The organism is Microbacterium sp. NPDC055903 (assembly GCF_053615555.1).
Genome location: NZ_JBSHCA010000003.1, coordinates 331,804 through 344,289, shown reverse-complemented (window position 1 = coordinate 344,289; position 12,486 = coordinate 331,804). Strand labels below are relative to the sequence as shown.

Here is a 12,486-nt window from a genome sequence, read left to right as displayed (position 1 = left end):
GAGGTGTGCCTCGTCCCTGCTCGCTTCCCGCCCGCTGAGCCTGTCGAAGCGCGCCCCGCCCGCAGGTTTCGTTTGCCGCGTCGCACCCAGAGGAGAATGGCCTCATGACCCGTGCTCTTATCGTGATCGACATGCAGCGAGGTTTCGACGACCTCGACTTCTGGGGCCCGACGGCCAACCCCGCGTGCGAGGAGAACGTCGCGCGGCTCGTCGCTGCCTGGCAGGATGCCGGGGAGCCGATCGTCGTGGTGCGGCATGACTCCCGAAGCAAGGGTTCGCCGCTGCATCCCGCGAACCCTGGCAATGCGCTGGTGGATGCCGTCGCCGCGGTCGAGCCTGCGTTGTTCGTCACGAAGCAGGTGAACTCGGCGTTCTACGGGACGCCGGACGTGGGGGAGTGGCTTCGCGCCCAGTCGATCGAGGAGGTCGCGATCTGCGGCATCCAGACGAACATGTGCGTCGAGACGACGGCGCGGATGGCGGGCAATCTCGGTTTCGAGACCACCGTCGTGCTCGATGCGACGCGGACGTTCGATCTGGATGCCGACATCGCCGGCGTCGGTCGAGTGACCCGTTCTGCAGCGGACCTCATGGCGTCTACGGCGCTCGTGCTGCAGGAGGGCGGCTTCGCCCGCGTGGTGACGACCGAGGAGGCGCTCGCGGCTGGGTAGACTGTCAGAGCCAGCCTCTGTAGCTCAATGGAAGAGCAGTTCCGTCCTAAGGAAACGGTTGGGGGTTCGAGTCCCTCCAGGGGCACCGTGTGTTTCAGGTGCTGGACAGGTGCCGTCTTGCTTCGCGCGATGTCGTGAGGCCGCGCTTCTCTGTGGCCCAAGCGCTGCCATCTGTAAGGATGGGGGCGTGCGGATCGTCGGCAGTGTCTTCCTTGCCGTTGCAGCGATGCTTGTCGGGCTGTTCGGCATTGTCATGTTCGGCGTCTCCGGCCTCACCTTGGCGGGCCCCGGGCTCACCGTCATCGAGTACTCCGATTCGGACGACGGTGAGCGGTCGATCGGCATCGGGATGGGCGTCGTCGCGCTCGTGGTGTGGCTGGCGCTTCTGGTTGCCGCGGCATTAGTCGGGCTGCGCGGCGAACGGCCGACGCACGCGCGGCGCGTCACAGCGTGGATCGTGGTCGGATTGTCAGCTGCCCTCGTGCTGGGGGCGCTGGTCGCGGTGCTGGCGACGCCGCCTCCACTCAGCGAATACCCGCTACCGGAGTGGAACCGCGCGTAAGTTGGCTCTACGGTCTCGTTGGACGCTGCGGAAACCGAGGAACGGGAGGACGCGGAACCGGTCGATGGTACCGGCTACGTGTTGGCAGGGAGGACGGTTACCAACATCTATCGCTACAAGTGTTGGGAACATATTCTCCATGGCTACACCTGCCAGCAGCCCCATCGCCATCGATGCGGTGGCTTACGAGACCTTCGACGAGGCGCCGCGCGCACCCCAGATCCACTCGCGCGCCGAAGTGGAACGTCAGACCGGTGCGTATGCCGCGGTGACGCCGGCCATAGCCGCGTGGACTCCTGCCATCTCGAGTGAGGATTCGGCGGACGTCGAGGACGCGACGCGTCAGCTGGTCGAGTTCGATCACCACGCGCAGCGGACGCTCGGTACCGGCAACCCCGCGTTGGGCCCGATGACCGCGATCCTGCTGCGCACGGAGTCGGCGTCGAGCTCGCAGATCGAGCAGCTCACACGACGTCGGCCACGCAGCTTGCCCTCGCGGAGATCGACGAGGGCGACAAGGCGAACGCGCTCACGGTCGTCGGGAATGTTCGCGCCATGGAGGCCGCGCTGCTCCTCGCCGATGACATCAGCGAGGACTCGATCCTGGCGATGGACAAAGCGTTGATGCTCCATCAGCCGGGCTTCCCGCCTGAGGATGTGGGGCGATTCCGCACGGAGCAGGTCTGGATCGGGAGGGGCGAAGCGGGTCCTCGCGTCGCCGACTTCGTCGCACCGCATCAGGATCGGGTGCCCGGTGCGATCGAGGAGCTTGTCCGGTGAATCAGGAATGGCGCAACCGCTAGGTCTCGGGTCTTCAGCTGACGTGCGCTTGCGCCGGTCGCATGTACCGTGTGCGGCCTACCTCGCTCCACGAAATGGCCCACCCCGAGCGGCTTCACGACCACTTCATCCCCAAAGGTTCTTGGGACCAATGCGGCGTCGTTGGTGACGACTGTCCGCGGGGTTCGGATGCCAACCCGAGCGGCGACATCCGACTGCACGAGCTTGTTCTCGGCGCGCGTTACCCAATCGATGACAACCAGGCCGTGTCGGGGAGCTGGAGCGTCGCCGCCAACAGGGTCATCCAAGCTGATGCCTCCGCGGCCGCGAGCGAATCAGTCGGCACTGAACGAAGTCAAGAATCAGGGACGATGCGCCGAACCCAACCCCGGGCCGGAGTACCCCGGCCCAAGTTGTAGGTCTGGTCTCTACCATGGACTGTGATCGCTTCGCCGTCCATCACGAACGGGCGGTCGCGAAGCGACTGCGCATCTACGACAAGCGGTTGCGCCCTCATACGATCTGTGACCGCGGCCACGTGTGGGTCCGCGGGCTCACCGATGATGACTGCCCGAGTCAATCGGTCGGCATCCCGCCGCCGATGATGGACGACGCGGCGCGATCGTTGTCAATCGTTTCAACAGACGCAGTCAAGGTCGTCGACGGATTCGGGCGAGTTTCGCCCGGCGCAGCGGCTTCGCCGAAGTTCGAATAGAATTCGTCCGCCTGATTGTCCATGCCGTGAACCCTATCGCTCGAGCATTCGGAAACGCCGCAGGGCGTGTCGCGCGTGGCGCAGTGATCAGTCAAGGAGACACGCCGGGTGCCGTATCTGCGGTCGCCGTCGAGTTCAGCGACAACACTGTTGGGATGATCACTAGTTCGAGCGGTATCTCTGACGACCCGATTGACGGATCAGCAAGTGAACCGGATCTGCTGGGTCGGACGGCGTTCGCAGAGCTGGTGGCGGATGCGATCAGGTCCACAGCGAGGTTGCCCGCCTCAACCGTAATCGCACTGGTAGGCCCCTGGGGTTCAGGAAAGACGAGCCTCATTCGGATGGCCACCTCAGGTCTTTCGCATGCGTTGCCCGACCGCGAGCCGGACGCGGCTCAAGCATCACTCCCAGGTGCGAACGCGTCGTGGGAAGTAGTCGAGTTCAACCCATGGTTCTTCCAGGATCTACCGTCGCTCCAGTGGGGTTTCCTCAGTGCGCTTTTCGATGCCATTGCCCCGCCGGCGAAGAAGAGGTCCAAGACCGTCCGCAGGGCCTTGCAATCGTTCGGGAATACCATTGCCCCGCTTGGAGTCGCGGGCAGCCTCGTCGGTGTCGACATGTCCACCGTCCTGCGCGCGGCTTCTGAGCTAGTCGGTCCAAACAGATCGGTAGAACGGCAGCACTCGGCACTGTCGAACCTGCTATCGGAGCGGTCAGAGCCCGTCCTGATCGTCCTTGACGATCTCGACCGTCTATCACCCGACGAACTTCTCCTCGTATTCAAGCTCATCCGACTCATTGGCAGACTTCCGTTCGTCCACTACCTGATTGCGTATGACGAAGAGACGCTGCTGGATGTGCTGAGCCGAACCGGTCTCGTCGGGATCGACGAGCCGCACCGCGCGGGTTCCTACCTTGAGAAAATGGTTCAGCTTAGACTCGATGTCCCACCGCTTCGGGGTGCTCAGATTGATGGGTTGACCGATGTCGCCCTCGACCAGATGATCCGATCCGTCGGCTTGCAGATGGACCAGCGGCAGACGAACGAGTTTGCCATCACCTGGCAGAGCTACATGCAAGGCCAGATGCGAACTCCGCGCGCCATCAAGCGATACATCACTCAAGTCGAAGCGCTGTACCCCGCCGTCGCGGATGAGGTCGACGCCGTCGACTTTCTATTATTCTCCTGGCTCAAGGTGGTGGCCCCGAAGCTCTTGGCCGCCCTACCAAGCGAGAAGTCCACGCTGACAGGGACGTCGGGCTCACTCAGCTCCGTCTTCCTCGCAAGCCGCTCGAAGCCGCAAGACTTCTCAGATCGGTGGAGGGACATTCTTGAACGCGCAGAGCTCGCCCCGGGCGCTTCCTCAGCGGTGGCGGGCGTCACCGGCAAGCTTTTTCCTCGCTTCAGCGCGATATATAACCGCGAGCAGCATTTCCCGGGTGGAAGTCCCGGAGTCAAGAGGATTGCTAGCCCGGACTATTTCGACCGTTACTTCGCCCTCGGGGTCCCGTCCGAGGATATTTCGGATGCGATCCTCGGTGAGGCATATCGCAGCATCATCGAGCACCCTGAGGCCGAGATCGCAGAGCCGTTGCGCACCGCTCTTCGCACGAACACGAGGCTAGCCGTTGCCAAGCTTGAGGCGCGCTTCGACGAAGACCCAAAGGGTGGGGACGCCTTCGCGCTCCTGCGCTTCCTGGCAGCACGAGTCGACCAGGTTCCCGTTGGCCAAGATCTGTTTGGTCCTCGGCGGCAGATGGAGGGGATCTGCGTCCGCTTGTATCTTCGACTGGAGCCGAAGTCTGAAGTGATCGTCGAGGCAGTTGAGAAGATCGCCACGCTACCGTCGGGGCTTCGGCTCGTCGCGCTCCTCACGGGGCAAGCTCGCTCGCACCAGTTCTACGGCTCAGCCGAAGACATTGAGGCTCGCCAGGAGGCTTATCCCGCTGGTTTGGCAAGATACGGGGAGATGATCGTCGCCGCGTTCGACGCGCATCAAGACGCGAACGTTTTCGACATTGCATCCGACATCTGGTCCGGCCTGTGGGACTGGCGATCAATCGATCTGCCAGGAGCACAGCGTTGGCTTACTTCACAGTTCGAGTCGGGTAGGTGGAGCCGGCTTGATGCCGCTGCACGGCTCGTTACCTGCACAGCACCCATCGGCACCGAGGAGTGGTCGATCTCCGAACTGGACCTTTCCGTTGTGGAGGACCTGATTGGCGTCGAGGCTCTAATCGCAGATTGCGGAAAGCTGGCCCCTCTCGGATCAGATGAACTCGTTGAGCCTCGGACTCCAGCGACACGCAGCTCGCGGCGAGACTACGTTCGAACCGTAGTTCAGAGCCTCGTGGAGGGGCGCTTATCCTCACAAGACGCGCAAGAGGATTGACGGGCTGCTGACTGAGCAGGTGGCATCCGACCCGGCTTGGACGAACCGGTCCGCTCAGCGGGCATTGCACGCACAGGGATCCGTGTGCGCCACGCACTCGCGTCGAACCCGCATGGTGAGGACCCACACACGTGGCCACGCACGGATAGGGATGTTCACGTAGACGTTGCGGTGATCGGTCGCTCCGCGTAGTCATGGGTCCCCAGGAAGGTCGTGCGCTCATCGAGTGTGCGTAGCTCGCGCATACAAGTGAAGAGCGCGCCGCTTAGTAGACCCCATTTCGGTGTCATTCGGAATTCGGCCATGCCACCCTCCCACTCGCTAAGCTGTTCAATGTCGGATACTGCCCGCATCACGCTGCTGTTGCCGTGAAGTATGCCCGAGCACAACTTCCAAACGAAAAAGGGACTGTTCACTTCGTGCGATGCCCCGGGCGGAACGGGTGGGGACACGGCTCGCTGAATGTCGGTGTAACTCGGGAGGCCAGTAAGGGAACGCTGACGCAACGCGCCGACCGAATCCTTGAGTTGGTGAAGTCGCGCGACGACGTCACGATGTCGCTTCAGAAGCGCTTCTCTGTCGCTGGGTTCTGCCATCAGACTTGCGAACTCATGAGCATCTTGCGCATGGTCGAGACTCAGCCGCAGCGCTCGCATAACGCGCTCGTTCTTATGGGAGTGGAGCACAAGCCACCTGCCGACTCCCAGCGCCTCGACTGACATGCGCAACAACGCATAGGGCGCGATGGGCCGCGCCCACATCAGTTCACGTTCCTCGTGCACCGTGGCGTCCATGAACATGTCGAGTCCGTCCAACGCGCGGTTGCGCATGCCGCGCACGAGAGTGCTCAGTGGCTCTCGGGACGTCAACGCGTCCTCCGTTGCAAGCATCGAACCGGGCATAGGCGGCGCGGGGGCGTCAAGCTCCTTCAGATGCGCTCGCAGCTGCAACAGCACAGCCGTGGCCTCATCAATCTGCTCCTGCGACTCAGCCCTGTCCCAGTGACCCATGATTCGCGACATAGGCCGAAGCCTATCGATCGCACGCACGCCCACCGTCGCGCCTCGGTGCGCCAGTGGGATCGGGCTCGTGCCCCGTGGCGGTGACTCACCGTGCGTACTTGCCTGAATGCAGTCGGCTCCGGTGACGGCGATGCCCATACTCACTGCGCACCGATCAGGGCACGAAGGCGCGACGGGCGTGCCGCTTCCGTTCACCGCCAGATCGGGGATCCGCTTGCGTCGTGCGCCCGCATGCGGATCGAGTGAAACAGTCGCGGCACCAGGTTCAGCCGCTTCGCCGTCCTGACTGATTCAATGATCGCATGGCGCGAACGACATCATCCAGCTCGACGAGCGGTTCCCCTTCGCCGCCGGTGTGACGACTTTGCGTGTTGCGCGCGAAACACTGCCCTGTCCGCAGGGATTCGTCGTCACCGACTACGAGATGCGTACGACGAGAGGCAGCTCTGGCAGTACTTTCCAGGGGTTCGAGACGTTCGTGGATACGATCTCGAACGGAGTCGATTCGTTCTCATATGGCGCTATCATCCACCGAGCGCCAGGCGATTCGTCGATCGCTGGCGTTCGCGTTTCGACCAGGCTCTCGATCGCGGTGACGTCCGCGCGCGCTTCACGTAGTAGCCGTCGCCCCTCAACGCGCCGCAGCTTTTCGCGTTCCTTGTCCATGAACTCGGCGGATCGCTTGAACTCTTCGTCCCCCAACTCCATGGGGTCAAGGCTATGGTGTCCAGCGAGTGGCCCGGCGCCGGCCTGCCTGCGGATTGCTCGCCCAGTATTGTTCTCCACGCGCAACAAGACGCAATAGATGGCGCACGGGATTCGGCGCGAACGTCGCCTGAACGTCTACTTCGCATCTCGCGGCTAAGACCCAGCGCACGGGTTGAGGACGATCGGTGTCCTCCGATCGGCTCCACCCGTCCAGGTCGCCCCTGCAGCGCCCAACATTGCAATTGCTGCTCGCGCTGAGCTTCCCAGCCGGCTTGTCGCGCTTGACGTGTCGCATGGTGCTGTCATAATCAGGCCCAAATGGGGACGACAACTACATCACCAGACACGCACACATTCCCGCTGTGGTCCGACGAACCGGCCGAGAGGGACCTCCTCGCGTTTCGCGCGGTTGCTGAGACGGTAGCTGATGCGATCTTCGACGACGACCTGGATCCGATCGCGATCGGTCTGTCAGGTGCGTGGGGGAGCGGCAAGACCAGCGTTCTCGAACTCGTCGTCTCCGAGATCAACGCGCGATCTACCGGTGGAGACGGCAAGGTGCTTGTCGTCTCCACTCAGCCCTGGCGATACGACCCGTCAGTGGGTCCCAAGGAGAGCCTCATCGCGGAGGTGCTGGCCGCACTGAGCGCTGAGTTCAAGGCGACCGATCCGGCCGCGAAGACAGCCATCGACACGCTGAAGAAGCTTGCCCGCAAGGTCAACTGGACCAAGGCGATCAAGATGGCTGCCCGCACCGCGATCACGCTGCAGATTCCCGACATCGACGACGTCTTCGGCTTGGTCAGTGATGACCCCGAGAGCCTCGGCGGCGAGAAGGGCATGGCGGAGTTCCGCGAGCAGTTCCAGGAGCTCCTTGCGGACCCCGCCCTGCAACACATCTCTCGCGTCGTGGTACTCGTCGACGACCTGGACCGCTGTCTTCCCGACACCGTTGTTGAGACCCTCGAGGCGATCAGGCTGTTCCTGTCGGCGCGAGGCATGTCGTTCGTGATCGCCGCGGACGAGGAGCGGGTGGCGGAGGCGATTCAGCAGAAGTTTCGCACCACCGACGGTGCACGGGATGAGGAGTCACCGGCCACGCTCTACTTGCACAAGATCGTCCAGACGACCATTCCGGTGCCCGCCCTGAGCCGGTTCGACACGGAGGCCTATCTCTTCCTGCTTCTCGCCAAGGCGGGACTGGAAGATGCGGACTACGAGGGGCTTATCGTCCAGTGCGACACGCTGCGCCTGACCGCGCCGAACCTCGACGCCGTTGTCGTCCCCGAGGGTAGTCCCCTGGTGGAGCACCTGGTCACGGCGTCACGGTTGACCCCGATCCTGTATGAGAAGTTCCACGGCAACCCGCGTCGCATCAAGCGGTTCCTCAACGACCTCAACGTCCGTCAGAGCATTGCGCGCCGCCGCGGCTTCGATCTCCAGCCTGACGCTGTCGCGAAGCTCATGGTGCTCGAGCGGATCCTGACCGACGACTTCGAGCTAGTGCTGGACTGGCTGGCCACGAATCAGCTCCGCGACAAGCTGGAGGCACTCGATCTCGCCGCGAACGGCCCGGCCACGACTCCCGAGACCGAACCGGCTGGCGACGGTGACGAGTCCGTTCCGAACACCAAAGACGGGAAGGCCCCGACAAAGGCGCGGCGGGCTGTCGTCGCCGTCGAGGAGGTCAAGCCGTCCTCGGCTCCCGACGACGGGTTCAGCGATACCCTGCGCCGCTGGGCGAAGCTCCCACCCGTCCTCGACGCGACCGTGATCTCCGGCTACCTCTACCTCGCCGCATCGTTCGCGAAGATCGAGGTCATTGACACCGGTCTCCCGGAACGACTCCGTGACCTCGCGTCCGCGCTGACCTCGTCGCTCAAGCTCGACCGTTCCGGCGTCACTGATGAGGCACTCCGCACGCTTCCCGAGGCCGATGCGCGCACGCTCGTCGGTTTCCTTGGACGCCGCACTCGCGACCAGCCTTCCATCCAGAAGTTCTCTGTGGAGAGCCTCTTACGTCTCGCAGCCACCCAGCCGTCGCTGACCTCGGACGTGGTCGCGGCTCTTCGTGGCATCCGTGGCGTTGATGTTGACACGGCCACGGTAGTCAAGCTCCGCCCGCTCGATGCGGACGCTTTCGCGCCCGTGCTCGAGGCATGGAGGCCCGGGGTGACGAACGAGCAGACTCTCAACGCGATCACCGTCGTTGAGAAGGAATGGGGGACACGCAATGGGAACTAGCGGCTCTTTCGGCGGCAGCGGCGGGAGCGATGCCAAGGATCTGCGCGACAACATCGCCGGCTGGCTCGACGGCGACGGCGACGGGTTCGGCGGCGCGGACGGTAGCGGTGGGAGCGGCGACGGTGTCGATACCGGCGCACCATCCAATCCCGCGGGAGGCCCGGCCGGAGGCGGACCCAAGATCGACCTTGGACCCGCCGTTCGACTCCTCTTCCGATCCCGTGGCGGGCGCAGCGACGGCCCCGGTGGCGGTGGAGGTGGGGGAGGAGCTGGTGGCGGTGGCGGCCGCTCATCTGGCGGCGTGACCCGTTCAGTGAGCCGCATCTCAAGAGCTGCGGGCCGCGCCGGAAGCCTCGCCCTCGCGTATTCGGTCGGCAACCGGGCCGCGCTCGCGCAGGCCGGTCTCAACTACGATGAGCTGCGCTCGCTCGACCCAGTCGCGATCGGCATCCGAATCGTGGAGGCCGCGTTCGACGCCAAATCCGACAGCACCCTCGCCGACGCTGAGGAGCGCGACATCGTCGCCGAGGTTGTCTCCTGGATTCTCGAACACCCCGCGGATCGTGCACCGACCCCGGAGGACGTCGTCCGCAAGACCATCGAGACCACCATCGCCGAGACCGCGCTCACTGAGATCGCCGCCTCCCTTTATGACAAGGGTGCGTCGTTCGCCGAGCGGCAGGGGGTTGAACAACAGATCCGTGACGTCGCGGCAGAGTACGCGGCGCAGGCGAACCTGACTGCGACGGGCGCCACCGAGCAGGAGATGGCAACCGCGATCGAGACCGGCATCCGTGACATTGGCACCATCTTTGGGGTGACCTCATGAGCCGCCTCATTCTCACTCTCTCCGAGAGCGCCGCTACCGATGCCCTCGACAGCGGCACGTACGACGAGGTCTTCCTTTGGACCGGCGCGGGCCGCACCACCTTCACCGGATCGACCGGCCCCTTCCTCCACGAGCTCGGGGCGGTCAACCCTGCCAACGTGGACCTCGTGCGCATCGCCCTCGCCGTACTCGCTTCGGACCGATCGATCCTGCGACGCAGGGGCGGTGCGGACTGGAACGCGCGAGACTTCGATCTCACCGTCGACGTAGCTGATACCGACAGCTGGACATCTCACGCCGACGACCTGTCCCGACTGATCGGCTTCCTCACCGGCGATCACTGGACCTTCACCTTCACGCAGGCACCCGCGGCAGCCTTCCCACCGCTCGCGGTTGAGGGACAGCATCACGGACGAACTGTCCTGCTCAGCGGCGGCGCCGACTCCGCGGTTGGCGCGCTGCTCTCCGCTCTTGATCTCGGCAAGGGTGGCTCACAGGCGCTGGTGTCGCACTTCAGCTTCACCGCACTCTCACCCGTCCAACGCGACCTCGTGACCGCGATCGGCGAGCTCGCGCCCGATCGGACTCTGGCCCATCACCAGTTCCACCTGAACCGCGGCGGCCGCCGCCTCGATGGCACCGATTTCCGCGGCGAGACATCGACCCGGTCACGATCCTTCCTCTTCCTCGCGCTCGGGCTCGCCGTCGCCGAGCGGGCAGAGTCGACTCTCTGGATCCCTGAGAACGGCTTCGCGTCTCTCAATCCGCCGCTCGGTCCGGACCGCCGCGGGAGTCTGTCCACCCACACCACCCACCCGCGATTCCTCCGCGACCTCAGTACTCTGGCAACGGCAGTCGGAGGACACGGTGCCCTGGAGAACCCGTTCGAGACGATCACCAAGGGCGAGATGTTCCGCCGCGTCGCCTCGGCGATCGGTATGGACGCGGCCTCACGCTACCTGAGCGCAACCAACTCGTGCTCGCACACTGACGGGCGATACAGCGGCGCGCCCGCTGGCGCCTCATGCGGGGTCTGTTTCGGCTGCCTCGTGCGACGCTCCGCGTTCAACGCCTCAGGTATCCCGGATGCCACGACTTATCTCGCGGACGACACCACGGGCAGGTTCGATGGGTTCGTGCGCGGCAAGAGCATCGTCGAGCCAGTGCGCGACTTCGTTCATCGCGGCGTACGCCCCCGCGATGTGATGGCGATGTCGCTGCCCGCGGGCTACGGCGCGCAGGACGCTTTCGCTCTGTGCGCAGAGGGCGTCGACGAGCTGCGGGGCGTTGTCTGATGCCACCTGCCCTCCCCCCGCTCGACCTCCACGCACACATCAGCCCGACGATCCCGGCACGGGATCTGGAACGGCTTGGCGCCGTCGTGTTCGCAGCCACGCGATCACTCAAAGAATTCGAGTCCACGCAGCGTCGACGGGACGCCGTGACCATCTGGGGCGTCGGCTGCCACCCGGGTGTACTGGCGGCCCAGAATGAGTTCCATCAGGATCGATTCGCTTCCCTTCTGCGCACGACCGCATTCGTGAGCGAGGTTGGCCTCGACCGCCGATCGAAAGTGCCGATCGAGGCCCAAGAGGCCACATTCCGTGCGATCCTCACCGTGCTCACGGTCTCGCCGAGGATCACCTCCATCCACAGCAGTAACGCGTGTGACCGCGTCCTCGACCTCCTCGAGGAGACGCCCATCCAAGGTGCGGTGCTGCACTGGTGGCGGGGGACACCGGCGCAGACTGCACGGGCCGTTGAGCTCGGGTGTTTGTTCTCCGTCAACGCTGCCGGAATGAAGCACACGGCAGACATCGCACCCATCCCGCGTGATCGAATCCTGACTGAGACTGACCATCCATCCGGTGACCGCTCTGCGCCAGCACTGCGCCAACCTGGGGCGGTGCTCGACGTCGAGAACGAGCTGGCGCGTGTCTACGAGGTGTCCCCTACGGAGATGCGGCTTCGCGTGTGGCGCACCTTCAACGAACTCGTCCTCGCGACGGGCGTCGCGCCTCTTCTGCCTGCACCTGTCCGGCGAATGATCTCGACGGTTTAAGGGCGACCGGCCGAGCAGCGCGTCACACCTGGTGCCGAGTGTTGGTAGATGAGTAAGGTCTGTCATCGGTTCGACTCGAACGGCGTTCTCGCGCGTATCGGGCGTGTGCCAGGACACGGTCTCGCAGATCGAAACGAGGCCGGCCGCATCGCTCCAGATCGTCGTGACCTATGTGACCGCGGTCAGTGTGCGATGGCGATCGATGACACACTCCCCACCACGCTTTCACCGTGCAGCGCCCGGTTGAGGATCCCCTTTGCGTGCGGCGCACGGGAGGCCGGAGCGGACCGGCACGCTCCGAAGAACAACCGGGCGCGAGGTGATCTCCAGCCGCCTATTGCCCTGCACCGCGACCCCCGTCGGGCTACGATCCGGCCATGAATCGAAGTTCTTCTGTCGCTGATCCGGGGGGGGGGGGGGGGGGGGGTGCTCGTCGGCATGTCGGTCGGCGGCGGGTGGGGCGTGGTGTACGTAGGGCCGCAGTCGTGGGTGGAAAA

11 protein-coding genes and 1 tRNA gene are annotated in these 12,486 nt (G+C 64.4%); 9 read left to right on the top strand and 3 right to left on the bottom strand.

Annotation, left to right across the window (positions count from 1 at the left end; translation table 11 throughout):
* Positions 1-104 precede the first annotated feature (104 nt).
* The 4 genes from ACWGJP_RS15480 (at position 105) to ACWGJP_RS15465 (ending at position 2,013) form a co-directional block, all read left to right on the top strand.
* A complete protein-coding gene (locus ACWGJP_RS15480; protein WP_452330693.1) occupies positions 105-671 on the top strand; it encodes a cysteine hydrolase family protein in 567 nt (188 codons plus the stop codon).
* A 13-nt stretch (positions 672-684) separates the two neighbouring features.
* A tRNA-Arg gene (locus ACWGJP_RS15475) sits at positions 685-756 on the top strand.
* Positions 757-858: 102 nt separating this feature from the next.
* Entirely contained in the window at positions 859-1,233 is a 375-nt protein-coding gene (locus ACWGJP_RS15470) for a hypothetical protein (protein WP_452330692.1), read from the top strand.
* Positions 1,234-1,788: 555 nt separating this feature from the next.
* Positions 1,789-2,013 (top strand): hypothetical protein, encoded by a 225-nt coding sequence (locus ACWGJP_RS15465; protein WP_452330691.1) that lies wholly within the window; start codon positions 1,789-1,791, stop codon positions 2,011-2,013.
* A 576-nt stretch (positions 2,014-2,589) separates the two neighbouring features.
* Here the strand turns inward: ACWGJP_RS15465 and ACWGJP_RS15460 are convergent.
* Positions 2,590-2,751, bottom strand: a complete 162-nt coding sequence (locus tag ACWGJP_RS15460; RefSeq protein WP_452330690.1) for a hypothetical protein — start codon at positions 2,749-2,751, stop codon at positions 2,590-2,592.
* A gap of 132 nt (positions 2,752-2,883) precedes the next feature.
* Between ACWGJP_RS15460 and ACWGJP_RS15455 the strand changes: the two genes are divergently transcribed.
* Positions 2,884-5,124, top strand: coding sequence for a KAP family P-loop NTPase fold protein (locus tag ACWGJP_RS15455; RefSeq protein WP_452330689.1), 2,241 nt, complete (start codon positions 2,884-2,886; stop codon positions 5,122-5,124).
* 155 nt (positions 5,125-5,279) lie between these two features.
* Here the strand turns inward: ACWGJP_RS15455 and ACWGJP_RS15450 are convergent, their stop codons facing one another.
* Positions 5,280-6,146, bottom strand: coding sequence for a hypothetical protein (locus tag ACWGJP_RS15450; RefSeq protein WP_452330688.1), 867 nt, complete (start codon positions 6,144-6,146; stop codon positions 5,280-5,282).
* Positions 6,147-6,563: 417 nt separating this feature from the next.
* On the bottom strand, positions 6,564-6,854 hold the full coding sequence (locus tag ACWGJP_RS15445; RefSeq protein WP_452330687.1) for a hypothetical protein: 291 nt from the start codon (positions 6,852-6,854) through the stop codon (positions 6,564-6,566).
* Positions 6,855-7,172: 318 nt separating this feature from the next.
* Here ACWGJP_RS15445 and ACWGJP_RS15440 point away from each other — a divergent pair, with 318 nt between their 5' ends.
* The 4 genes from ACWGJP_RS15440 to ACWGJP_RS15425 are packed head-to-tail and all read left to right on the top strand — an operon-like array spanning position 7,173 to position 11,989.
* A complete protein-coding gene (locus tag ACWGJP_RS15440; RefSeq protein WP_452330686.1) occupies positions 7,173-9,098 on the top strand; it encodes a KAP family P-loop NTPase fold protein in 1,926 nt (641 codons plus the stop codon).
* Complete coding sequence (locus ACWGJP_RS15435; RefSeq protein ID WP_452330685.1) at positions 9,088-9,927, top strand: hypothetical protein; 840 nt, start codon at positions 9,088-9,090, stop codon at positions 9,925-9,927. The genes ACWGJP_RS15440 and ACWGJP_RS15435 overlap by 11 nt, the downstream gene beginning before the upstream one ends.
* Positions 9,924-11,222: a hypothetical protein gene (locus ACWGJP_RS15430; RefSeq protein WP_452330684.1), complete on the top strand. Its 1,299-nt coding sequence runs from the start codon at positions 9,924-9,926 to the stop codon at positions 11,220-11,222. The genes ACWGJP_RS15435 and ACWGJP_RS15430 overlap by 4 nt, the downstream gene beginning before the upstream one ends.
* The gene (locus ACWGJP_RS15425; protein ID WP_452330683.1) at positions 11,222-11,989 is read left to right on the top strand and encodes a TatD family hydrolase; all 768 of its coding nucleotides are present in this window, start codon (positions 11,222-11,224) and stop codon (positions 11,987-11,989) included. The genes ACWGJP_RS15430 and ACWGJP_RS15425 overlap by 1 nt, the downstream gene beginning before the upstream one ends.
* Positions 11,990-12,486 lie beyond the last annotated feature (497 nt).